The sequence below is a fragment of the Pedobacter agri genome (assembly GCF_032678665.1).
In the GTDB taxonomy this organism is placed as follows: Bacteria; Bacteroidota; Bacteroidia; order Sphingobacteriales; family Sphingobacteriaceae; genus Pedobacter; species Pedobacter agri_A.
In genome coordinates this window covers 456117-478155 of the sequence record NZ_JAVTSH010000002.1, presented here as the reverse complement: position 1 = coordinate 478155, position 22039 = coordinate 456117, and the positions used below count along the sequence as shown (strand labels likewise).

Sequence of the window (22039 nt, the reverse complement as noted above, 5' to 3'; positions counted from 1 at the left end):
AAACTATAAAAGCAATTTTTATTTTTGTGTTATGAAAGCGCCAAAGAAACTCCCTACTAAGCCGACTACCAAGAAACAGGTAGATGAAGATGATGATCTTGAAGATGACGATATTCAAACTACGAAAAAGAAATCTCAAGATGAAGACGAAGATGATTTTGACATGCCATTAGACGATCTTGACAATTTCGACAACTTCGATGACGACGACGACGATTACTAATCATTAAAAACTATATATTTGAAGAAGCATCCCTCCGCTTGGTAGGATGCTTTTTAATTTTAAAATCTGCCCATGCAAGTTATACCAGTAAGCACTCCATCACTAGAAAAGGATTTCCTGTCAGTTCCAAAAATTCTTTATAAAAACGATAAAAACTGGATATGTCCTTTAGATAGTGAAGTTGAAAATGTTTTCAATCCTGAGAAAAACAATTTCTTTAATCATGGCAAGTGCACCCGATGGGTTTTAAAAGACGATGCGGGGAATCTGATTGGTCGTGTCGCTGCTTTCATCAACGAGAAAAAGGCATTTAATTATGACCAGCCAACTGGCGGGATAGGTTTTTTCGAATGCATTGATGACGAAAAAGCCGCATTTCTACTATTTGATACCGCAAAAAAATGGCTCTCTGAAAACGGCATGAAAGCAATGGATGGACCGATAAATTTTGGTGAAAATGATTCTTTTTGGGGATTGCTGGTTGAAGGTTTTACGCCGCCGTCTTTCGGAATGAATTACAATTTTCCTTATTACCAGAAATTCTTTGATGCATATGGTTTCGTAACCGAATATGAACAATTAACCAACCACATCAATTTAACCATCCCGTTTCCTGAACGTTTTACCAAAATTGCCAACTGGGTTAGAAATAAACCGGGTTACACTTTCGAATATTTTAGCAAGGCCAATTCGGAAAAGTACATTGATGATTTAATGGAAATTTATAACGATGGCTGGCAGAATTTCGAAAATTTTGTTCCGATAAAAAAAGAAACTTTACAGGAGAGTTTCAAAAGCATGGAACCGATCATGGATGAACATTTGATTCAGTTTGCCTATTTTAATGGAGAACCCGCTTCATTCGTGGTATTAATTCCTGACGCGAACCAAATGATTAAAGGGTTTGATGGTAAGCTCGGCCTGATAGAAAAGTTGAGGTTTGCCTATCGCCGCTGGGTTGGTGTAACCCGCATGCGGGCCATTGTAATGGGCACTAAACCTAAATTTCAAAAGCACGGCTTAGAATCGGTTTTATTCATCAGGTTGGGCGAATATGTATTGCCGAAAAACCAATATAAGGAGTTGGAATTAAGCTGGGTAGGTGATTTTAATGAGCAGATGCTTGCCATCCATAAAGCAACAGGCGCCACATTCGGCAAAAAGCATTTAACAATGAGAAAGGTTTTTTAATAGGAATACCGAGCAAGGAATAAAGATTCAAAATCTAGAAAGGTAAATCCGTTATTCTTTTATGATTTATCTTTGCTCTTTTATCCTTGTTCCTTGCTCTTTGCTCCTTATTCTTTGCTCCTTGCTCTTTGTTCTTTGCCCCTTGCTCTTTGCTCCTTGCTCTTTGTTCCTTGCTCTTTGCTCTTTGCTCCTGCCGCTACATCCCCAATTTATCATAAAGCTCAATAACCTTTTTGCGAAGTTTATTGAGCTCTTCATCTTTTTCCAGAAGCTGTTGTTTTAAACCTGTTGTATCTTCTGAAGATTCAGGTCCGGCAGCAATTCCTGTAATTAATTCTGCCGCCGAAATTTTAAATAATTTAGCTATTTGGAGTAATCTGGAAATGTTTAAATCGGTTTGGCCTGTTTCTATTTTACAAAATGCTGGGGTGGAAATTTCGAGAAGTTTCGCTACATCAGCCTGACTCAAACCTGCTTCTACCCTACACTTCTTAATATGATCACCAATGCTTTTCATTATTTTTTCAAAGAGGCTGCTAACTTAGGCAAATCAAAACCTGCATAATTACCAGAACTCATCATTAATAAGTTTGTATTCTGGTAATTTAAACTCAGCAAGTATGCTTTTAGTTCGGATGCATCGTTGAAGAATTTTAAGTTTGGATTAGCAAAGGCATCACGAACATCAGCCTCTGAAAAGGGCTCCATTCTTTTTTGTTCAAAGCTTTTTAAATCGATAAAAACTATTGCATTGTCGGCCTTATCCATTGAACCGGAATATTCCTGCAGAAAGTCTTTATTTAAGCTGCTAAAAGTGTGTAATTCAATGCAAGCTGTAAGTTTTCTATCAGCAAATTGCGATTTAACAGCATCGATCGTAGCCTTTAATTTCGATGGAGAGTGGGCGAAATCTTTGTAAACATTTGTTGATTCATCAGCGGAGATTACCTCTAAACGTTTGGCAGCGCCAGTAAACGAGGCAATTGCAGTATCGAAATCGACTGCGCTGATATCCAGTTGTGCACAAACCAATTTGGCCGCATTTAAGTTCATCAGATTATGATCGCCAAATATTTTTAAAGCTGTTTTTTCTGGCAATAAATAAGTGATGCCCTTATCAATTTCATGATCAGGAATGGCATAACCTATTTTATTTATCCTTGCTGTAGAATGTTCAACAATCTCGTTTAAATCATTATCGGCTTTGCAATAAATCAATACGCCATCTTCTGTGATGGTATCGATAAATTTATCGAATTGTGAAGTGTAATCGGAATAGGTCGGAAAAACGTTAATATGATCCCAGGCAATACCACTGATCACTGCAACATTGGCTTTATAAAGATGAAATTTAGGTCTTCTGTCAATTGGAGAAGAAAGGTATTCATCTCCTTCAATAATCATGACCGGCGCTTCTGCTGTAACCTTAACCATCGTTTCGAACCCTGCCAATTGCGCTCCAACTAAATAATCAAAATCGCGGTTATAATAGTTTAGCACATGCAAAATCATGCTGGTAATGGTTGTTTTACCGTGGCTACCACCAATAACAACTCTTAATTTATTCTTGCTTTGCTCGTAAATATATTCGGGATATGAATAGATTTTTACACCCAGTTCTTGTGCCTTTAACAATTCTGGATTATCAGTGCGGGCATGCATGCCTAAAATTATGGCATCCAGATCTGTAGTAATTCGTTCTGCATCCCATCCCATTTCCGACGGCAATAAGCCATATTTATCTAAACGAGATTTAGCTGGTTCAAAAATCACATCATCAGATCCTGTAATTTGATAACCCTTTTTATGTAATGCAATGGCTAAATTGTGCATCGCACTTCCGCCAATCGCAATAAAATGTATGCGCATATTTATAAATGATTGAATTGAGAATGAAAGAATGAGTGAATGACGTTTGATCCAATCATTCACTCATTCAAAACTCACTACTATTTTTTCTCAAACTGAGCGGCAACCCAGTCTCCATTTTGCTTGTGATCAAGATATTTGATACCATATTTAGCACATTCTGCAGTGATCATTCCTAAATCAGGATCAAGATAGAATCCACTAAAGAATATTTTTCCTTCAGGCTTCAAAACTTCCGCATAGCGATGAATCTGATCCAATAGAATATTCCGGTTAATGTTTGCAAAAATCACATCGTATTCTTCATCAGGAATGGCTTCTTTACTTCCGCAGAGCGCTTTCAGATTGGTTACATGATTTAATGCAGCATTCTCTATGGTACTTTCATAACAAACATCATCGTAATCGATTGCCACCAAACTTTTAGCGCCTAGTTTAGCCGCCAAAATGGCAAGAATCGCCGTTCCACAGCCCATATCCAAAACTGCTTTATCTTTTAAATCTGCAGCTAAAATATACTGCATCATCATGGTAGTGGTTTGATGGTGACCGGTGCCGAACGACATTTTCGGGTCGATTACTATCTCATATGGAAAAGATGGTTGTGGTTCATGAAAGGTTGCCCGAACGTAACAAACGTCATCAATAACCAGCGGACTGAAGTTTTTTTCCCATTCAGCATTCCAGTTTTCATCTGCTACATCTTCTAAAAGATAATCACAAGCAAAATCATCCGCATAGCGAAAAAGTAAACCTTTTAATTCCTGCTCGATGAAATTATCTTTGATGATGAATGCCGTGAAACCATTTTCACTGTCTTCAAAAGTATCAAAACCTAAATCAGCAAGATCACTAATCAATAAATCTTGCTGATAATCTTCAATATTTTCGAATGTAAATACTGCTTTTATATATTGCATTTAGCTATTTAAGGCTTTAATAATATCTGTAAAATCACGAGATTTTAATGATGCACCACCAATCAGGCCGCCATCAATATCTTTTTGGGCAAATAAACTAGCAGCATTACCAGGATTACAGCTACCACCGTAAAGAATTGTAGTATCATCAGCAATGTTGAAACCATAATTTGCTTCAATTTCCGAGCGGATAAAAGCATGAATATCCTGAGCCTGCTCTGGCGATGCCGTTAAACCTGTTCCAATAGCCCAAACTGGTTCGTAGGCAATTACAATTTTCGAAAAGTCAGTATCGCTTAAACCAAATACACCTTCTACCAATTGTTTTTTTAATACTTCAAAATAACTTCCGTTTTCACGTTCATCTAATGTTTCTCCGATACAAAAAATCGGTGTTAAACCATGTGCCAAAGCAACTTTAGTTTTTTCTGCCAATAAAGCATCACTTTCTGCAAAATATTGTCTGCGCTCCGAATGCCCTAAAATTACATATTCAGCACCTACAGATTTAACCATTTTAGCCGAAGTTTCGCCAGTAAAAGCACCACTTTCTTTGTCACTGATATTTTGAGCACCAATTTTCACGTCGTTTCCACCTAATTTAGCCAAACTATTTAAGTGGATAAACGGAGAACAAATGATAGCCAGTTGATTGCCTTTGCGCTCATCTTTAACCATATTTACAATCTCACTGAATAACGAAACGCCTTCGTTATAGTCTAAATTCATTTTCCAGTTTCCTGCTACGATTTGTTTTCTCATTGTATTTTATTTTATTGGTTTGATGATTTTTTCAAATCAAGGTTAAAATTAAAAGTTTCTGTGTGGAGCTGTTAATTCAAAAACTTTAGTTAAAATTTCCTTTTCGGTATCTTCAAAAGCCCTGTTTTTTCTTGCGAAAACTTTTGCTGTTGTTTCGAACATTTTATCCAGTTTGTAATGTTCGAAACCATCAGCACCACCCCAGCTGAAATCTGGAATGTGGTTTGGTGGTAAGCCTCCACCAAAAATATTGGCGCTTACCCCAACAATACTTCCTGTATTAAACATGGTATTGATACCAGATTTCGCATGATCAGCCATCACTAAGCCGCAAAACTGCAAGTTCGTATTACGCATGTTTTTGCTTTCATAATTATAAAGCTTAACCTCGGCATAGTTGTTTTTTAAATTTGAGTTATTGGTATCTGCACCAATATTACACCACTCACCCAATACCGAATTGCCTAAATAGCCATCATGACCTTTAGCCGAATTGCCCCAAATTACCGAATTATTAATTTCGCCACCGGCACGACTGTTAGGGCCAATGGTTGTACCTGAATAAATTTTTGCGCCCATTTTAATAGATGAGTTTTCGCAAAGTGCAAAAGATCCACGTATTAAACTTCCCTCCCAAATTTCGGCATTTTTACCCACGTAGATTGGTCCATAACCGCTGTTTAACACACTACATTCGGCTTTTGCACCTTCTTCGAAAAAGATATCGTCGCCTAACAACTGGTTAGTGTTACTAATTTGGGCCGATGTACGTCCTTTTGTTAAAAGTTCAAAATCTTTCCTTATTTCAGCAGGATTATGCGTAAAAATGTTTTCAGGATAAATGATTTTTAGAAAATTACTTGGATAATTAATTGGCCTGAGTTGTTGTTTAGCTTGTTCATATGTTAAACTTTCACTACATGCGTAAGCAATTACATCATCGCCAGATAAAAGAACTTCTCCTGTTTGCAGTCCAGAAATAGCAGTAAGCAATTCCTGATCAGGACATATGGCACCGTTGATAAATAATTCTGCGTTTGATTTTGGAGCGTATTTTATCGAGAGATAATCTTGAGTGTTAAAACCGAAATCGGCGTTTAAATATTTTGCCCATTTTTCAGCAATTGTTAAAATACCAACACGTAAATCAGCAACAGGCCTTGTAAACGTTAGCGGACGAAGAGACGCCCAGCAAGTATCATCAAATAGATTGATTATCATAAGCAGCAAAAATAAAAAAAGTCCCGATGCTTTTGGCAAAGGGACTTTAAAAAATGCTTTTTACAGCTAAAATTATTTCTTAGCGTAACGGTTTTTAAATTTATCAATACGTCCTGCAGTATCAACCAATTTCATTTTACCAGTATAGAAAGGGTGTGAAGTATGAGAAATCTCTAATTTATAAAGAGGATACTCATTACCATCTTCCCATTTAATAGTTTCTTTAGTATCTACGCAAGATTTTGTTAAGAAAGCATATTCGTTAGACATGTCTTTGAAAACAACTGGTCTGTAGCTAGTAGGGTGCAAATCTTTTTTCATCGTGTTTTTATTTTCTTTTAATTGTGATGAAGCTATCTCGCTAGTGCTTCGATGGTTTCATTTGAATATTATTTTAAGTCATTTGTGTGAAAGCATCAAGAACATTTTTGCAATTTGCTGGCAACAACGCTTATGACATTTTCTATTAGTCTTTTCTACCTCTATTTTAGAGGATGCAAATATCCTAATTTTATTTTTGATTTACAAGCAACTTGAATAAATATTTTAAACATTAAAATTGCCTTCGAACCTGATCGGTATCAATGATAACAAACGCCTTCCCTTCGTTAATAAATAAGCTTTCGTCATTTGCATTATTAACATTAACCAAACCTCTAGCGGATATTTCTAAACATAGTAACCACTTGTGTTATCAGTGTTTTAAGTGTTAACCTTTACCAGCTTTGCTTATTTCAGCAACACTACTCGCCTATGCCAAAGCCTAAAATGACAAATACGAGGTATTAACTGGCGAAAATCATTATTTAAATATTAATCATCCGTTTTACTCACAAGTTTATTATTTAGAGTATTTCGCCCAGGTTGCTATTTTTGCCTTTTGCCTTGCGAGGTAAGCATCAGCAATAACTTCTGCAGAACTTTTGCCTTCAGTTGTTTCCAATAATTCTTTCAGCTTGTATTGGTCTACATCGGCTTTGTAAAGGATTTGAATAAGTTTAGGGAAATCATGATCAATGAGATAGGCAAAAGCATCTATCATGGCTTCCCGCAGTTGATTTTCGTTAATTTCATTTGGAATGTCGAAATCATTGCTGATAATTTTTACAAGAGAATTAATAGTGTTCACAATTAAATTTTAATACGGTTTGTGGTTTTGCCATAAAACACCAAACAAAGTGAGATAAACCTGATAGAAACGAGCATCCCGAATTTCTCGGGATAAAGTGGATAGCAGGACTTTACAAAGCGATGAGAAGCTGAACCCTTCATTTTCAAATAAAAAAGAATCATTACAAAATTAACAACTCTTCAATTATCTATGCTACATTCCCTATTTTCAATTTCCCATTCCACTTCATTCACCTAAACCCACTTAATCTCCTGGCAGAGTTCTATCAATACGCCGTTTGTTTCTTTGGGATGTACAAAGCAAACCATTTTATTATCTGAACCTTTTTTTGGCACCTCATTTAAAAGGGTAAAACCATTGGCTTTTAGTCGCTCCATTTCTTCCAGAATATTATCTACAGCAAAAGCAATATGATGAATCCCCTCTCCTTTTTTGGTTAAAAACTTCGCTATTGCGCTATCTTCAGATGTAGCTTCTAACAATTCTATTTTATTTTCACCGGTTTTCAAAAATGCGGTACTTACATGTTCTGAAGCTACAATTTCGGTTTTGTAACATGAGGTATTCAATAAAATTTCGTAGAGCGGAACAGACTTATTGAGGCTGTTTACGGCAATTCCGATATGTTCTATCTTATTCATCTTTTTGAAAGGTTGGTTGAATGTAAAAATGCGTGTTTTCTCTATAACCTCATAGTGATTAATTATAATTGTTAGAAAACTTTTTTTGTATCTTTGTAATCATAATTAACAGAATGGAGATGAAACAGCCGATATATTTAGATAATAACGCAACAACACCTTTAGACCCTAGAGTGTTGGAAGCGATGCTACCTTACTTTACTGAGAAATTTGGAAATGCCGCAAGCCGTAATCACGCTTTTGGATGGGTGGCTGAAGAGGGAGTAGATTATGCTCGTGAGCAGGTAGCCAAATTAATCGGCTGTACTGAAAAAGAAGTAATTTTTACATCAGGCGCAACTGAAGCTGATAACTTAGCGATTAAAGGTGTGTTTGAAATGTATAAAGATAAAGGTAACCACATTATTACCGCGGTTACTGAACATAAAGCAGTATTAGATACTTGTAAACACCTTGAAAAAAACGGTGCAAGAGTGACCTACTTAGGTGTTAAAGAAGATGGTTTAATTGATTTGGCTGAATTAGAAGCTGCAATGACACCTGAAACGATCTTAGTATCGATCATGTACGGCAACAACGAAATTGGCGTGATTCAACCGGTTAAAGAAATTTCGGCTATTGCACACAAACATGGCGCTTTGTTTATGACTGATGCTACACAGGCGGTTGGTAAAATTCCGGTGGATGTAAATGCAGATGGAATTGACTTGATGGCTTTTTCGGCACACAAAATGTATGGTCCGAAAGGCGTTGGTGCGCTTTACGTACGTAGAAAAAACCCAAGAGTTAAAGTTACTTCACAAATGGATGGCGGTGGCCATGAGCGTGGAATGCGTTCTGGTACTTTGAACGTTCCTGGTATTGTTGGATTAGGTAAAGCTTGCGAACTTTGCCGTTTAGAGATGGAAAGTGAAACTATTCGTTTATCAGCTTTGCGTGATAAGTTAGAATCGACTTTAAACAAAATGGAAGAGAGTTATGTTAATGGTAATACACAACACCGTTTACCACACGTAGCAAATATCTCTTTTAAATATGTTGAAGGTGAAGGTTTAATGATGGCTATGAGCGACTTAGCTGTATCTTCAGGTTCAGCTTGTACTTCGGCTTCATTAGAACCATCATATGTTTTGAAAAGCTTAGGTTTATCTGATGATTTAGCACACTCTTCTATCCGTTACGGTTTAGGAAGATTTACTACGGAAGAAGAAATTGACCAGGCCATTGCGGTTACTCAAAAAGCGGTTAATCACTTAAGAGAACTTTCTCCACTTTGGGAAATGTTTAAAGAAGGAATTGACTTGAGTAAAATTGAGTGGGCAGAACATTAATTTGCAAAGCAAATTAATGTGTTAAAAGTTATAGGTTGAAAGTTATAAGTTTGGGAGCTTAAACGATACGTTTAAAATCACTGATTTACAATCTGTAGCAAAGGGAAAAAATTAAAAGTTTTGGTGAGAGCGCTTTAGGGTTGAAACACATGACTTGTAACTCATAACTCGTAACATACAACAAAAATTATAATCATCCCGATAGGGATATAAAGAAATAAAATCATGGCATATTCAGAAAAAGTAATTGACCATTACAATAACCCACGTAACGTAGGTACATTAAATAAAGACAGCAAATTTGTAGGAACCGGATTAGTTGGTGCACCTGAGTGTGGCGACGTAATGCGTTTACAAATTGAAGTTAGTGAAGATAACGTAATCACTGATGCTAAATTTAAAACATTTGGTTGTGGTTCGGCGATCGCTTCTTCTTCTTTAGCTACAGAGTGGTTAAAAGGAAAAACGATTGATGAGGCTTTATCAATCGACAATATGGATATTGTTGAAGAATTGGCTTTACCTCCGGTAAAAATTCACTGCTCGGTGTTAGCAGAAGATGCAATTAAATCTGCCATTAACGATTACCGCGTTAAAAATGGTTTGGAAGCAATTGTTTTGGAAAAATCGCACCACTAGACAGAATTTTGAGTTTAGATTGACAAATTACGATCTGCAATTTGTCTTTAATCTAAAATCGTAAATCTAAAATCGTAAATTATCATGATTACAATAACAGATAAAGCAAAAGAAAAAATCGTTCATTTAATGCAGGATTCAGAAATGGGTGCTGATTACTTCTTACGTGTTTCTGTAAAAGGCGGCGGTTGTTCTGGATTATCCTATAACTTAGATTTTGATAATGAAGAGCAAAAAGGCGATCAGTTTTTTGAAGATCGAGGAATCAGAATCGCATTGGATATGAAATCTTTCCTTTATCTGGCAGGAACTGAGTTAGATTTTACTGATGGATTAAATGGTAAAGGTTTTAACTTCATCAATCCAAATGCCAGTCGAAGTTGCGGTTGCGGTGAAAGTTTCTCCGTTTAAAGATCATTTAAAAAATATTTAAAGGCTTCGAAAATCTCGAAGCCTTTTCCTTTTTAGGCTATTTTTTATTTCTGGCAAATAAACGCTGTTCCGTCAATTCAAGTTCTTTTTATCAATACTTCATTGCTTCGTGCCTCGCAACGTCGATAAATCTGCTTAAATCTGCGTTTCTTATCCTTTTAAATCTGCGGGAAATATTACTACGATTAAAATCCAACAAACATCAATTTGTAATTTTAAACCAAAAAGCATTATTATTGTTAATTATAACGAACACCAAATAAAGAGCAATGCCATTAATTAACGAATTTTCAACCGTCCCTACCCTGTTGAGAAATGTTGTAAAAAACATTCACAAACCTGAAGAAACTTTTTTAATTCACAAACAAGGGGCAGAATGGGCTGAAATTTCATTTGAAGATACCCTGAAAAGAGCTGATGCGGTTTCTGCATTTTTTCTGGAAAAAGGGATTAAAAAAGGAGACCGATTGGGTTTAATGATCGAAAATTCTCCGGAATATGTTTATTATGATCAGGGCATTCAGCAAATCGGTGTGATTAATGTTTCCATATATCCAACTTTATCAGAGCAGGAAGTTGCTTATATTATTAATGATTCAGGTATAAAAGGAATTCTTGTAGGAAATAATTTTCTTTATCGCAAAGTGCTCAAAGTTGCTTCGAATTGTAAAGAGTTACAATATATCATTCCGGCTTTCAAAGATTTCGAAAAAGTAAATGTGCCCGCAGATTTAGACATTGAAATTATTGCCTTCGCTGATATATTAGCACTTAAACATCAGGTTACTGCCGCTGAACGGGCGGAGATTGATCAATGCAGAAGTTTAGTTTCACCGAATGATGTTTCTTCACTGATTTATACATCAGGAACCACCGGAACGCCAAAAGGTGTAATGCTAACCCACCGTAATTTTGTGAAGAATGTTGAGGTTTGCCTGCAGCAAATCCCAGTAATAGATCAAACGGAAACTTTCTTATCATTTTTGCCTTTATCACATGTTTTTGAACGTACTGCAACCTACCATGTTTGCTGCGCTCAAGGCTGTAAAATTGCTTTTGCACAAAGTTTAGAGCTTTTAGCTAAAAACATGAGCGAAGTTCGTCCGACGGTGATGAGCTGCGTACCACGATTATTGGAGCGCATTCACGATAAAGCCATAAAATCGGGAACAGCGGGTGGCGGAACCAAAGCCAAAATATTTACCTGGGCTTTAGAAACAGGAAATAAATATCGTATTGCAAAAGAAGCGGGTGAAAATCCTGGATTGATCTTAGGCGTTAAAAAAGCCATTGCCGAAAAACTGGTATTTAGTAAAATTAAAGAAAAAACGGGCGGCCGATTAAAGTTTATGATTTCCGGAGGAGCAGCGCTTCCTAAAAATGTAGGTGAGTTTTTTGGCGACTTAGGAATTAAAATTCTTGAGGGTTTTGGTTTAACTGAAACCTCTCCGGTAATGTCGGTTACGGAATACCACAGGCAAGTTTACGGAACAGTCGGACGTGTTATTCCAGGAATTGAAGTTGGAATCCAGGATGTGGAAACAAAAGAAATGATTAATATTCAAACCCACGATACGTTCAATGAAGAATTTGAATGCGCTGAAGGTGAAGTAATTGTTCGCGGGCATTGTGTAATGAAAGGATATTTTAACAAACCTACTGAAACTGCTGAAGCCATTGACAAAGACATGTGGTTTCATACCGGAGATATTGGCCGCTTTTACAAAGGAAATCTCCAAATTACCGATCGTTTGAAAAACATGATCGTGAATGCCTATGGCAAAAATGTTTATCCAACACCGGTAGAAAATATTTATTTAAAAAGTCCGAAAATAGATCAGTTATTTTTAATTGGCGATAAACGTGAATTTATCACCGCGATCATTATCCCAAACAGAGAAACTTTAGAAGAGACTTTCAAACTCAAAGCATCTTTTTTTGAAAATACCGATCCTTTTATTCGTGAACAAGAAATTATCGATTGGATAGAACAAGACATCAAAAAAATCTCTAACGAACTGGCCAAGTTTGAGCGCATTAAAAATTTCAAAATTAAACGTAATCCATTCAGCATTGATGAAGGAGAAATCACGCCAACGATGAAAGTAAAGCGCCGGGTTGTAGAGAAAAAATATACTGATGCAATCAATGAAATGTACGAAGAGGGCGTTGAAGCAGAATCTTAATGCCGTTGTTAATTACAATCAGAAAATAATTATACAAATCATTTCCTTATGACTATCTTTTATTTCTAGTATTTCTGTAATCAATCTGAAGATTTTTGAAGGCCTGAACTAAATTATCATATTGCAATTCATCAATTGATAAATATGGAATTTCAACGCATTCTGTCAACATAAAAAACCAATCCCGGCTTTTCTTTATTCTCCAAGAATAGCTATACTTAACGGATTTACCTGGAAAAGTTAATCGCAATATAGCCATGGGATTTGATCGAATCTCTGACACCTTTTCAAAAGATAAAATATCAGCAGGGTTAAATTGATATAGTAGTCCACGGATATCACTAGAATTATCTGATTCGCAAAAACCTAAAATAACCACACCTTTCCGCTCTACAAATCTAATATAATTAAATGGGGAGCGCTTGTTATTATCAGTAAATTTTATGTTCAAACCCTGATTAAGGATTTTATTGATATATGAAGCTATTTCTTTTCGACTGCCAGATTGAGCGTGGAGATTAAGCGATAGCATTAATAAGCCTAAAAGTATTAGTTTAGATTTCATCTTCAATAATATAAATTAAACCTCTTAAAAATTAAATTTTCTTTAAAATCTTTAAAATTTAGTTACCTTCCAACTGTCAGAATTAAGTCAGGTATAAAGTTCGGCAATAAAGTAGCCTTCATAAACGGAGCGAGGCTGGGATTAAGCTTATGGTAATAATTAATAGTTTTGAAGAGTACAAATCATATTTGGACAAAGAAATTGGTGCCTCTCAATGGCATAAAATCAATCAGGAGCAAATAGACAAATTTGCGGAAGCCACTTTAGATTTTCAGTGGATTCATTGTGATCAGGAGAAAGCCAAATCCACGGGGCCTTTCGGCTCAACCATTGCTCACGGTTATCTAACCTTATCGCTTATCCCTTATTTGTGGAAACAAATTGCCGACATCCAAAACGTGAAGATGGAAGTAAACTATGGAATTGAAAAATTCAAATTTAACAAACCCGTGTTGGTGGATGATGAGGTACAGTTAAGAGCCAAACTCATAGCCATTTCAGATTTGCGGGGAATTACAAAAGTGGTTATCGAGGCTAATCTTGATATAAAAGGTCAAACAAAAACCGCTTATACCGGAAATGTGGTTTTTCTTTATCACTTTAAATAAATGTTATAGCATTAATACTGCTGATCAACGCTTTTTAGTACAGTTTTCATATTTTAAGCTATAGCCCTATAATTTTCATCCCTAATAAAAATATATGCTCTCAATGATAGGAATACCCGAAATCATAGTAATAGTTCTTGGACTATTAATCTGCTCCATCATTATTTATTTTTACTGGGCTGTTGCAGATTACGGGAGCAATACATATTTAGGATTTGGAGGTTCGCTTTTACTAGCAATATTTACAAGCCCTATTATAGCATATTTCATACTACTATTGTTTTTCCCCCGATATGAAGAAGAAGATTAAAATTGAGAGAATTCATTCCCACATTCAATAATTTAATTTAGCTCCTTATTAAGGGCAAAAACAATTATTAAACCACTTGCAAAATTCTTACTTTTGCAAAAAATACCTGAAATGAGTATAGGATTATCAGAACAAGAAATATTACGACGTGAGTCGCTAAAACAGTTACGCGAATTAGGCATTGAGCCTTACCCTGCAGAATCTTATGAAGTAAATGTAAGTGCCGCAGATATTTTAGAAAATTACGAAAAGGATAAAACGGCTTATAAGACGGTGAGTTTGGCTGGTCGTATCATGGGTAGAAATATCATGGGAGCTGCATCTTTTGCCGAAATTCAGGATTCTACTGCTCGTATTCAGGTTTATTTAAAAAGAGATGAACTTTGCCCAGGCGAAGACAAAACATTATACAATACCGTATTTAAAAAGCTTTTAGATATTGGAGATTTCATTGGAATTAAAGGATATGTTTTTACAACACAAACCGGTGAAATTTCTATTCACGTTACTGAGTTTAAAGTTCTAGCAAAATCTCTTCGTCCCCTTCCAATTGTTAAACGCGATGATGAAGGCAATGTATATGATGGGTTTACTAATCCGGAATTGCGTTACAGAATGCGTTATGTAGATTTAACGGTTAATCCAGATTACAAACAAATCTTTATTAAACGTAGCAAAGTAATTAATAGCATGCGTAATTACTTTGATAACCAGGGCTGGATGGAAGTGGAAACCCCTATCCTACAACCCATTCACGGTGGTGCAGCTGCCCGTCCGTTTGCCACGCATCATAATACATTAGATATGCCACTTTATTTGCGCATTGCAAATGAGTTATATTTAAAACGTTTAATTGTGGCAGGCTTCGATGGTGTTTATGAATTCGGTAAAATGTTCCGTAACGAGGGCATGGACCGTACGCACAATCCGGAATATACTTCCATGGAGATATATGTAGCCTATAAAGATTATATCTGGATGATGGCGATGGTGGAAGAATGTTTGGAGAAAGTAGCCATTGCAACCAACGGTTCTGCTGTAGTTAAAGTTGGCGAAAACGAAATCAATTTCGAAGGTCCTTACGAAAAATTAACTATGTATGGCTCAATTGAAAAATACACTGGAATTGATGTTTCGGCAATGACCGAAGAACAATTGATTGAAACCTGTACATCATTAGGAATTGAAACCGATTCAACAATGGGTCGCGGTAAATTGGTTGATGAAATTTTTAGTGAAAAAGTTGAAGCCAATCTAATTCAGCCGACTTTCATTACAGATTATCCAATCGAAATGACACCGTTAGCTAAAAAACACCGTTCTTCAGAAGGTTTGGTAGAACGTTTCGAAATATTTGTGAATGGTAAAGAGATTGGTAACGCATATTCAGAACTGAATGATCCAATCGACCAAAAAGAGCGTTTCGAAGATCAGCTTAAATTGGCTGACCGCGGTGATGCAGAGGCAATGGCAATGGATGATGATTTCGTTCGTGCTTTAGAATATGGTATGCCTCCTACTTCAGGTTTAGGTTTTGGTATTGATAGAATTGTGATGTTAATGACCAACCAAAGCACCATTCAGGAAGTATTATTCTTCCCGCAAATGCGCCCGGAGAAAAAGAAAATTGAACTAACAGCTGAAGAAACAGAATTATTTGCGTTGGTAACCGAAGGCGAACAATTACTTTTAACAGATGTAAAAGCTAAGCTAACAGACTGGAGCAACAAAAAGTGGGATACCACATTGAAGGCTTTAACTGGTAAGGGAATTCTGAAAGTATCTAAAACAGATGATGGTTTATTCCTGTCGCATAAATAGATCGGTTAACAAAAACATAACATAAACTTAAAAGGCTTGCTAACAATTTTTTAGCAAGCCTTTTCTATATTTACGGTAATTGAAAATAAATACAATTACCTATGAATACTTCAAGTTTAGAAATTAACGAAAGAGAATACTGCATCAAATTAAGTAAAGATGCATTTGATTTAACCCTAGTGCGTCAATTGATCAAAAGAATCCAGGCCGAAGCATTGTTTTTCTCCAGAGCTCAGGTTGAAGAAGATGATATCCTCAGCAAAAGATCTCAAAGAGAAGAACTGGAAGGATACGACAGTTTGAAAGATAAGTAAGTTAAAAGTTATCAGTTACGGGTTGTGAGTCCATACCTTTAACTTTTAACTTTTAACTTTTAACTTACTAATCAATATCCAGCGTTCCCTCAACCGAATCATCCATTGTCTTTCCGGTAATTACTGAAGCTGCCATTTTAAGGAAAGCTACGGCAGTTCCATTTTTAGTATCCCAATAATAACCTTCAGATGGAATTACTTTAATCAGAGTAATGTTTGGATCTTCCTTTCCACCCTGAAACCAGGTTTTAATAAAAGGACTCCACAATTCATCAATCTTAGCCTGATCCCTGCTGATTTCCGAAATGCCGTAAATATTTACAAAGCCAGAATGTGCACCCGCCTGGAAAAGTAAATGCGTAAATGGATCCGAAGAAATTTCGTCATTTTTATGGCTATCTTTCATGCTCATAAACCAAATATTACCTTCATCATCAACCTGTTGAATAGCCATAGGCCTAACTGATAATGGTACCCCGGTTTTAATATTGGTGCAAAAAAAGCAACTTTCTGCTTTTCCTGCTAAATCACGCAGTTTTTCAATGGCGTCGTTGCCACCTAAATCTTTAATATTGTCTTCTTCCTGAGTATTGTTAGTACTTCCTTCTTGTGATGTTGCCATAATGTAGATTTTCTAAATACTACAAAAGCAAATCCATTTTGGTTTTAATATTTTGAAAAGCAAGCTGCTGCTCATCTTAAAGTCAGCCCTGCTATCACTACTATCTTTTTGGGTGTGTAACTCAACCAATTTAATGTTACTGCAACAAAAAGTATAGCCGTTCTATCAGGTTTATACACATAAACCTGTGCTTATAAAGCAAAAAGCCTATCTAAACAAACTGTGAATTATTGTACAGCTGAACGCTAAACCTCTTCTACAGAAAGAACCTTTTTAGCCAGCTTGCCAACAGTTAGGCCCTGAACAATGATAGAGAACACAACCACAAAATAAGTAATTCCAACCAGTAAAGGTTTGTATGGGCCTTCATCCATTGATAATACGAGCGCAATAGAAACACCGCCACGTAAGCCTCCCCAAACCAAAACTTTTATAGTGCCACTGCTAAATTTATTTTTAAAAGGAATTAGCTTTACAGGAATATAAATTGACAGGAACCGGGAAAAAAGTACGATGAGAATGCAGCAGATTCCAATCAACCAGTAATCGGTAATGTTATGGATAATTAATAACTCGAAACCAATGAATAGAAATAAGATTGCATTTAAAATCTCATCAATTAATTCCCAAAATTTATTCAGGTAATCTTTGGTCACTGCCGACATAGCCGTACGTTTACCATAATTACCAATTACTATCCCCGCTGCAACCATCGTTAGCGGACCAGAAATATGAATGGAATGAGCAATCAGGTAACCACCCATTACCACCGATAAAGTAATCAAAACAGAAACTTTGTAGTCATCAATTTTCCGCATAGCGTTTGAGGCACCTATACCTAAAAGTGTTCCTAGCAAAAAGCCGCCAAGCGCTTCTTTAATGAGTAACCAGGAAATATTGGTAAAACTTACATCAATATCACTGCCTTGCGCCAGTTGAAGGATTACAGCGAAAATCACTACCGCAACACCATCGTTAAACAGCGATTCACCTGCAACCTTGGTTTCCAACGATTTTTTAACATTTGCATCTTTTAAAACACCCATCACCGCAATAGGATCAGTTGGAGAAATTAACGCACCAAATAACAAAGCGTAGATAAAAGGTATCTGAAAGCCAAACAACGGCGTAATGTAAAACACTAAGGCACCAACCGCAAAAGTTGAAATAACCACACTTACAGTCGAGAAAATAATTACTGGTGCCCTTTGTTCTCTCAAATCGACCAGGTTAATATGAATGGCACCCGCAAATAACAGAAAATTTAGCATAGCGCCCATCAATACTTCTGTGAAATCAACATCTTGAAGCAGCGTAGAGAAATGATCAAAAGTTTTGGGGAATAAACTACCTGTAAACACCAGAACGATGGAGCTTAACATGGCAATAATCATGATTCCAATAGTAGAAGGTAGTTTTAGATATCGCAGATTGAGGTAAGAAAAAAATGAAGCAAGTACGATGAGAACGGAGAATGAATAATATAATTCCATAAATAGTTTAAAGGATCAGTAAATTCCCAAAATACCTAAAAATTTCGACTAGCCTAAATTAAATTTTAGATTATTACTTAAATACGAGATACGTTTACATAAAAAAAGCCGGGAATGCCCGGCTTTTTTATACTCTTATTAATCTTATCCTATCTGTAACGAACTTGCTGTTGCTTGTCCATCATGCCCATCTGATCTTTCATTTGTTTAATTTGATCGGCAAGTAGTTTATTTTTATCTGCTTTTTTAGCTTCAGCAAGATACATCGTTGCTTCACGCTTGTTGCGTTTTGCCATTGCAATACCTGCTAAACTTAACTTGGCAAGCGCAACATTATGTTCCATTTGCATTCCTAAGTTAAGTGCAGTTTTAAAATATTTTTCCGATTTTAAAGGTGCAGTTCTACTCTCTATTAAACCAACAAGTAAGTTATAATAGCCATGCTGCACTTTAATTAACTGTTTCTCGTAATTTGTTATTCTATCTAAATAAGCTTTTGCTTTAGGCATATTATCTTTTCTAAGAAACCATTGTGCTAAAAGCATATTCTCGTTAAAGAAATATGTAACCAACACAATTAATCCTAATAAGATGGCCACAATTCCCCAAGGCCAGAAACCGAAAACAAATAAAGCAACTGCGCCACCCAGTAAAGCAAACCCCGCAATTAATCTGATAATATTTGGCATAAAAATTTATTCTAATTATTTTTTTTTGCAAATATCGTTTTTAAATGGCAGAAATTAGATTTTAAAATAATAATTTCATTAAAAATTTCACAGGTTAAACAATTCATCTATTTAATATGAAAATCCTCTTATCAATCACCTTAATCGCAATCGCCATGAGTGTTTCTGCACAAGAACTAAATAAAAAAATTCACGATCAGGCCAGAAATAAAGATGTTTTAATTAATGTCTGTACCAGAGAAGGCATAACTACTTTTCCTGAATTTAAGGAAATGTACGATCCACTTTATGCAGCTTATGTTCCTGATGCTGCAACAATGATTGAATTAAAAAAACTGGTTAAAAAAGAGAAAATTAAAATTGTGTTCGGAACCTGGTGCGGCGATAGCAAAGTAAACGTTCCGAACTTTTTCAAAGTGTTAGATAACCTTCAGTTCAAAGAAAAGAATGTTGAAATTATTGCGGTAGATGGAGCCAAAAAAGCTGAAAATGGTATTATTGATGGCTTAAACATTCAGCGTGTACCTACGTTTATTGTGTATGATAAAAAAGGAAAAGAACTGGGCAGAATTGTGGAACATCCGAAAACAACCCTTGAGGGAGATCTTTTAGCCATCTACCAAAAGAAATCGTAAACATTTTTTCGTGCTCACAAGTTAATAGCTAATACCTTTAACTAAATCCATAATAAAATTAATTATGTCAGCTGCATTAGAACCAGGTTGGTTAGCCGTTTTACAAGACGAATTCGAGAAAGATTATATGAAAAGCCTAAAGGCTTTTTTACAGGAAGAGAAACAAAACGGCGCCACGGTTTATCCAAAAGGTGCTGATATTTTTAATGCGCTAAATACTACTCCGTTTGATCAGGTTAAAGTTGTTATTCTCGGTCAAGATCCATATCATGGTGCTGGTCAGGCACATGGATTATCTTTCTCCGTTCAGCGTGGTGTAGCAGTACCTCCATCTTTAAAAAACATTTATAAAGAACTGGAGACGGACATTGAAGGTTTTAAAACGCCAAACCATGGCCATTTAACACACTGGGCGGAACAAGGTGTGCTGCTTTTGAATGCTACATTAACTGTTCGCGCTTCAGAAGCAGCATCACATCAAAACCATGGCTGGGAAATTTTCACCGATGAAATTATTAAAGCACTATCAACCAAGAGAGAACATCTGGTATTCTTGCTATGGGGAAAGTATGCACAACAAAAGGCGACGCTAATTGATCAGAAAAAACATTATGTGCTAACCGCGGCACACCCATCTCCATTCTCGGCATATAGTGGTTTCTTTGGGTCCAAACATTTCTCTAAAGCTAATCAGTTATTGATCCAGAATAACCTTGCACCTATCGATTGGAATTTGCCGGCTTAGATGAAAGCTTATTTTATTAGCGGCTTAGGTGCTGACAAAAGGATATTTTCGAAATTGAAACTTGATCCTCAAATTGAAGTCATTCACATCGAATGGATTGTCCCTATCAAAAATGAATCGCTACGCAATTACGCTAAAAGGTTGAGTTCTATAATTGATGTTTCAAATGATTTTATACTTGTAGGCGTCTCTTTTGGAGGAATGATTGCAGTTGAAATCTCTAAACTTATAGCGCCTCGGTGTACCATTATCATATCCAGTACGCTGTACAGCCAAGATTTACCCTTGCTTTATCGCTTTGCTGGTAAACTTCAGTTAGTCAAATTAATTCCTTCCTGGTTGATCAAATCATCAAATTCGCTTACCCAAAATTTCTTTTTTGGCACAAAATCACACAGTGAAAAGCAGTTGCTTCGCAAAATTATAGCTGATACTGACTCTCGATTTTTAAAATGGGCTATCGGCAGTATTTTAAGCTGGAGAAATAGCGTTAGGCCAAATTCTCTATACCACATCCATGGCACAAATGATAGAATTTTATACTCAAAATCAGCTAAGCCCGATTTCGTAATCAAAAATGGAACACATTTTATGGTTTATCAAAATGCAGGAGAAATCTCAGGAATTATTAATAGTTTACATTTGAATTTACCATCTAAGACATCTTAGAACATCTAAGTAAAGTCCAAAAAATCATCCCCGATAACATAACATTTTAGATGATTTTTATGAAAAACAAATCCTTTATTGATAATTTAGAGTAATAGAGTTACAGGAGCCTGCATAGAGGTGCACAAAAATTTAGGTCCAGGCCTATTGGAAAGTATATATCACAAATGTCTTATACGAGAACTGCAGCTACAAAATATCCATTATTCTTCAGAACAACCCGTCCTATTCACTTACAAAGATGTACTACTCGATACAGCGTTACGAGCAGATTTATATATTGAAAACTGTCTACTTTTAGAAATAAAATCAGTTGAGAAAATACATCCCATACATGAAGCTCAGATATTAACCTACATGAAACTGTTTAAGGCACCCAAAGGATTGATAATAAATTTCAACTGTACTAATATTGTACAGAATGGAAAAAAATCCTTTGTTAGCGAATTTATGTACAATTATAACAACTGACTAAGATGTTCTATAGTTTCTTAGGTGGTTAAAGCAATTAATACTCCAAAGGAACAATAGGTTCTTTTTTCGTAGTCGACATAATCATCATGGTCTGAAAAGTCTTAACCACAGAAATTTTGCTTATTTTCTCCATAATTAAACGTTCGTATGATTTTATATCTTTCACATAAACTTTAAGCAGAAAATCTGCCTGACCGGTTACATGATGACATTCAGTGATTTCTTTAATCTGATTAACCTCATCTAAGAAGATTTGAATGGTATTGTTTTTATGGAAATCTAGCTGAATCTGGATGAATGTTTTAATTCCCAGTCCTAATTTTTCTTCATCTACTAAAGCATGATAACTTTTGATGTAACCTGCCATTTCCAGTTTACGAACACGTTCTAATGTTGGCGCTGGCGACAATCCTATTTCTTGTGATAAAAGCAAGTTGGTAATTCTACCGTTCTCTTGTAAGATTCTTAAAATTTTAAAATCAATTTTATCTAATTCTGATGCCATATAAATTCAAAGGTATTGAGAACACAAACATAACCAAATTAT

General features: G+C 35.9%; 26 protein-coding genes. 13 read left to right on the top strand and 13 right to left on the bottom strand.

Annotated features, from left to right (window positions below):
* Positions 1-31 precede the first annotated feature (31 nt).
* On the top strand, positions 32-223 hold the full coding sequence (locus R2Q70_RS05675; RefSeq protein WP_010601824.1) for a hypothetical protein: 192 nt from the start codon (positions 32-34) through the stop codon (positions 221-223).
* Between the two features lie 72 nt (positions 224-295).
* Complete coding sequence (locus R2Q70_RS05670; RefSeq protein WP_316806674.1) at positions 296-1414, top strand: GNAT family N-acetyltransferase; 1119 nt, start codon at positions 296-298, stop codon at positions 1412-1414.
* A gap of 196 nt (positions 1415-1610) precedes the next feature.
* On the opposite strand, the gene R2Q70_RS05665 is transcribed toward R2Q70_RS05670, so the two are convergent.
* The 8 genes from R2Q70_RS05665 to mce form a co-directional block, all read right to left on the bottom strand.
* Positions 1611-1931 (bottom strand): helix-turn-helix transcriptional regulator, encoded by a 321-nt coding sequence (locus R2Q70_RS05665; RefSeq protein ID WP_316806673.1) that lies wholly within the window; start codon positions 1929-1931, stop codon positions 1611-1613.
* The gene (locus R2Q70_RS05660; RefSeq protein ID WP_316806672.1) at positions 1931-3283 is read right to left on the bottom strand and encodes a UDP-N-acetylmuramate--L-alanine ligase; all 1353 of its coding nucleotides are present in this window, start codon (positions 3281-3283) and stop codon (positions 1931-1933) included. Before R2Q70_RS05660 ends, R2Q70_RS05665 begins: the two co-directional genes overlap by 1 nt.
* Positions 3284-3363: 80 nt before the next feature.
* The gene (gene prmA / locus R2Q70_RS05655) at positions 3364-4203 is read right to left on the bottom strand and encodes a 50S ribosomal protein L11 methyltransferase (protein WP_316806671.1); all 840 of its coding nucleotides are present in this window, start codon (positions 4201-4203) and stop codon (positions 3364-3366) included.
* Positions 4204-4965: a triose-phosphate isomerase gene (gene tpiA, locus R2Q70_RS05650; protein ID WP_316806670.1), complete on the bottom strand. Its 762-nt coding sequence runs from the start codon at positions 4963-4965 to the stop codon at positions 4204-4206. It lies immediately after the preceding gene.
* Between the two features lie 48 nt (positions 4966-5013).
* A complete protein-coding gene (locus R2Q70_RS05645; RefSeq protein ID WP_316806669.1) occupies positions 5014-6186 on the bottom strand; it encodes a putative sugar nucleotidyl transferase in 1173 nt (390 codons plus the stop codon).
* Positions 6187-6258: 72 nt separating this feature from the next.
* A complete protein-coding gene (locus R2Q70_RS05640; RefSeq protein WP_025142617.1) occupies positions 6259-6507 on the bottom strand; it encodes a type B 50S ribosomal protein L31 in 249 nt (82 codons plus the stop codon).
* 520 nt (positions 6508-7027) lie between these two features.
* Positions 7028-7315 carry a hypothetical protein gene (locus R2Q70_RS05635; RefSeq protein WP_316806668.1) on the bottom strand — a complete coding sequence of 96 codons (288 nt, stop codon included), beginning with the start codon at positions 7313-7315 and terminating at the stop codon, positions 7028-7030.
* Positions 7316-7551: 236 nt separating this feature from the next.
* Complete coding sequence (gene mce, locus R2Q70_RS05630) at positions 7552-7959, bottom strand: methylmalonyl-CoA epimerase (protein ID WP_316806667.1); 408 nt, start codon at positions 7957-7959, stop codon at positions 7552-7554.
* 119 nt (positions 7960-8078) lie between these two features.
* On the opposite strand from mce, the gene R2Q70_RS05625 reads away from it, so the two are divergent.
* The 4 genes from R2Q70_RS05625 to R2Q70_RS05610 all read left to right on the top strand — a co-directional run bounded on the left by R2Q70_RS05625 (position 8079) and on the right by R2Q70_RS05610 (position 12547).
* A complete protein-coding gene (locus R2Q70_RS05625) occupies positions 8079-9290 on the top strand; it encodes an IscS subfamily cysteine desulfurase (RefSeq protein WP_316806666.1) in 1212 nt (403 codons plus the stop codon).
* 225 nt (positions 9291-9515) lie between these two features.
* Positions 9516-9929, top strand: coding sequence for a Fe-S cluster assembly scaffold IscU (gene iscU, locus R2Q70_RS05620; RefSeq protein WP_010602054.1), 414 nt, complete (start codon positions 9516-9518; stop codon positions 9927-9929).
* A gap of 84 nt (positions 9930-10013) precedes the next feature.
* Positions 10014-10340 (top strand): HesB/IscA family protein, encoded by a 327-nt coding sequence (locus R2Q70_RS05615; RefSeq protein WP_010602055.1) that lies wholly within the window; start codon positions 10014-10016, stop codon positions 10338-10340.
* Positions 10341-10630: 290 nt separating this feature from the next.
* Complete coding sequence (locus R2Q70_RS05610) at positions 10631-12547, top strand: long-chain fatty acid--CoA ligase (RefSeq protein ID WP_316806665.1); 1917 nt, start codon at positions 10631-10633, stop codon at positions 12545-12547.
* 52 nt (positions 12548-12599) lie between these two features.
* Here R2Q70_RS05610 and R2Q70_RS05605 read toward each other — a convergent pair whose 3' ends face one another.
* Positions 12600-13112, bottom strand: a complete 513-nt coding sequence (locus R2Q70_RS05605; protein ID WP_316806664.1) for a hypothetical protein — start codon at positions 13110-13112, stop codon at positions 12600-12602.
* A 149-nt stretch (positions 13113-13261) separates the two neighbouring features.
* Here R2Q70_RS05605 and R2Q70_RS05600 point away from each other — a divergent pair, with 149 nt between their 5' ends.
* The 3 genes from R2Q70_RS05600 to R2Q70_RS05590 all read left to right on the top strand — a co-directional run bounded on the left by R2Q70_RS05600 (position 13262) and on the right by R2Q70_RS05590 (position 16165).
* Positions 13262-13720, top strand: a complete 459-nt coding sequence (locus tag R2Q70_RS05600; RefSeq protein WP_010602057.1) for a MaoC family dehydratase — start codon at positions 13262-13264, stop codon at positions 13718-13720.
* Positions 13721-14141: 421 nt separating this feature from the next.
* Positions 14142-15851 carry a lysine--tRNA ligase gene (lysS, locus tag R2Q70_RS05595; protein ID WP_316806663.1) on the top strand — a complete coding sequence of 570 codons (1710 nt, stop codon included), beginning with the start codon at positions 14142-14144 and terminating at the stop codon, positions 15849-15851.
* Positions 15852-15952: 101 nt separating this feature from the next.
* Positions 15953-16165 carry a hypothetical protein gene (locus tag R2Q70_RS05590; protein WP_316806662.1) on the top strand — a complete coding sequence of 71 codons (213 nt, stop codon included), beginning with the start codon at positions 15953-15955 and terminating at the stop codon, positions 16163-16165.
* A gap of 67 nt (positions 16166-16232) precedes the next feature.
* Here the strand turns inward: R2Q70_RS05590 and R2Q70_RS05585 are convergent, their stop codons facing one another.
* From R2Q70_RS05585 to R2Q70_RS05575, 3 genes are all read right to left on the bottom strand, one after another.
* Complete coding sequence (locus R2Q70_RS05585; RefSeq protein ID WP_010602059.1) at positions 16233-16787, bottom strand: pyridoxamine 5'-phosphate oxidase family protein; 555 nt, start codon at positions 16785-16787, stop codon at positions 16233-16235.
* Between the two features lie 245 nt (positions 16788-17032).
* Positions 17033-18280, bottom strand: coding sequence for a sodium:proton antiporter (locus tag R2Q70_RS05580; RefSeq protein WP_316806661.1), 1248 nt, complete (start codon positions 18278-18280; stop codon positions 17033-17035).
* A gap of 149 nt (positions 18281-18429) precedes the next feature.
* Positions 18430-18969 (bottom strand): DUF2892 domain-containing protein, encoded by a 540-nt coding sequence (locus R2Q70_RS05575; protein ID WP_010602061.1) that lies wholly within the window; start codon positions 18967-18969, stop codon positions 18430-18432.
* Between the two features lie 116 nt (positions 18970-19085).
* On the opposite strand from R2Q70_RS05575, the gene R2Q70_RS05570 reads away from it, so the two are divergent.
* The 4 genes from R2Q70_RS05570 to R2Q70_RS05555 all read left to right on the top strand — a co-directional run bounded on the left by R2Q70_RS05570 (position 19086) and on the right by R2Q70_RS05555 (position 21489).
* Positions 19086-19604, top strand: coding sequence for a TlpA family protein disulfide reductase (locus tag R2Q70_RS05570; protein ID WP_316806660.1), 519 nt, complete (start codon positions 19086-19088; stop codon positions 19602-19604).
* Positions 19605-19668: 64 nt separating this feature from the next.
* Entirely contained in the window at positions 19669-20349 is a 681-nt protein-coding gene (ung, locus tag R2Q70_RS05565; protein WP_316806659.1) for a uracil-DNA glycosylase, read from the top strand.
* Positions 20350-21018, top strand: coding sequence for an alpha/beta hydrolase (locus tag R2Q70_RS05560; protein WP_316806658.1), 669 nt, complete (start codon positions 20350-20352; stop codon positions 21016-21018). It begins immediately after the preceding gene.
* Between the two features lie 120 nt (positions 21019-21138).
* Positions 21139-21489: a GxxExxY protein gene (locus R2Q70_RS05555; protein WP_316806657.1), complete on the top strand. Its 351-nt coding sequence runs from the start codon at positions 21139-21141 to the stop codon at positions 21487-21489.
* A gap of 37 nt (positions 21490-21526) precedes the next feature.
* Here R2Q70_RS05555 and R2Q70_RS05550 read toward each other — a convergent pair whose 3' ends face one another.
* Positions 21527-21997: an Lrp/AsnC family transcriptional regulator gene (locus R2Q70_RS05550; RefSeq protein ID WP_010602066.1), complete on the bottom strand. Its 471-nt coding sequence runs from the start codon at positions 21995-21997 to the stop codon at positions 21527-21529.
* Between the last annotated feature and the right edge of the window lie 42 nt (positions 21998-22039).

Excerpts from the sequence above, each read along its gene's own strand:
- R2Q70_RS05675 (WP_010601824.1), top strand. The coding sequence starts at position 32 with ATGAAAGCGCCAAAGAAACTCCCTACTAAGCCGACTACCAAGAAACAG.
- R2Q70_RS05670 (WP_316806674.1), top strand. The coding sequence starts at position 296 with ATGCAAGTTATACCAGTAAGCACTCCATCACTAGAAAAGGATTTCCTG.
- R2Q70_RS05665 (WP_316806673.1), bottom strand. The coding sequence starts at position 1,931 with ATGAAAAGCATTGGTGATCATATTAAGAAGTGTAGGGTAGAAGCAGGT.
- R2Q70_RS05660 (WP_316806672.1), bottom strand. The coding sequence starts at position 3,283 with ATGCGCATACATTTTATTGCGATTGGCGGAAGTGCGATGCACAATTTA.
- prmA (WP_316806671.1), bottom strand. The coding sequence starts at position 4,203 with ATGCAATATATAAAAGCAGTATTTACATTCGAAAATATTGAAGATTAT.
- tpiA (WP_316806670.1), bottom strand. The coding sequence starts at position 4,965 with ATGAGAAAACAAATCGTAGCAGGAAACTGGAAAATGAATTTAGACTAT.
- R2Q70_RS05645 (WP_316806669.1), bottom strand. The coding sequence starts at position 6,186 with ATGATAATCAATCTATTTGATGATACTTGCTGGGCGTCTCTTCGTCCG.
- R2Q70_RS05640 (WP_025142617.1), bottom strand. The coding sequence starts at position 6,507 with ATGAAAAAAGATTTGCACCCTACTAGCTACAGACCAGTTGTTTTCAAA.
- mce (WP_316806667.1), bottom strand. The coding sequence starts at position 7,959 with ATGAATAAGATAGAACATATCGGAATTGCCGTAAACAGCCTCAATAAG.
- R2Q70_RS05625 (WP_316806666.1), top strand. The coding sequence starts at position 8,079 with ATGAAACAGCCGATATATTTAGATAATAACGCAACAACACCTTTAGAC.
- iscU (WP_010602054.1), top strand. The coding sequence starts at position 9,516 with ATGGCATATTCAGAAAAAGTAATTGACCATTACAATAACCCACGTAAC.
- R2Q70_RS05615 (WP_010602055.1), top strand. The coding sequence starts at position 10,014 with ATGATTACAATAACAGATAAAGCAAAAGAAAAAATCGTTCATTTAATG.
- R2Q70_RS05610 (WP_316806665.1), top strand. The coding sequence starts at position 10,631 with ATGCCATTAATTAACGAATTTTCAACCGTCCCTACCCTGTTGAGAAAT.
- R2Q70_RS05605 (WP_316806664.1), bottom strand. The coding sequence starts at position 13,112 with ATGAAATCTAAACTAATACTTTTAGGCTTATTAATGCTATCGCTTAAT.
- R2Q70_RS05600 (WP_010602057.1), top strand. The coding sequence starts at position 13,262 with ATGGTAATAATTAATAGTTTTGAAGAGTACAAATCATATTTGGACAAA.
- lysS (WP_316806663.1), top strand. The coding sequence starts at position 14,142 with ATGAGTATAGGATTATCAGAACAAGAAATATTACGACGTGAGTCGCTA.
- R2Q70_RS05590 (WP_316806662.1), top strand. The coding sequence starts at position 15,953 with ATGAATACTTCAAGTTTAGAAATTAACGAAAGAGAATACTGCATCAAA.
- R2Q70_RS05585 (WP_010602059.1), bottom strand. The coding sequence starts at position 16,787 with ATGGCAACATCACAAGAAGGAAGTACTAACAATACTCAGGAAGAAGAC.
- R2Q70_RS05580 (WP_316806661.1), bottom strand. The coding sequence starts at position 18,280 with ATGGAATTATATTATTCATTCTCCGTTCTCATCGTACTTGCTTCATTT.
- R2Q70_RS05575 (WP_010602061.1), bottom strand. The coding sequence starts at position 18,969 with ATGCCAAATATTATCAGATTAATTGCGGGGTTTGCTTTACTGGGTGGC.
- R2Q70_RS05570 (WP_316806660.1), top strand. The coding sequence starts at position 19,086 with ATGAAAATCCTCTTATCAATCACCTTAATCGCAATCGCCATGAGTGTT.
- ung (WP_316806659.1), top strand. The coding sequence starts at position 19,669 with ATGTCAGCTGCATTAGAACCAGGTTGGTTAGCCGTTTTACAAGACGAA.
- R2Q70_RS05560 (WP_316806658.1), top strand. The coding sequence starts at position 20,350 with ATGAAAGCTTATTTTATTAGCGGCTTAGGTGCTGACAAAAGGATATTT.
- R2Q70_RS05550 (WP_010602066.1), bottom strand. The coding sequence starts at position 21,997 with ATGGCATCAGAATTAGATAAAATTGATTTTAAAATTTTAAGAATCTTA.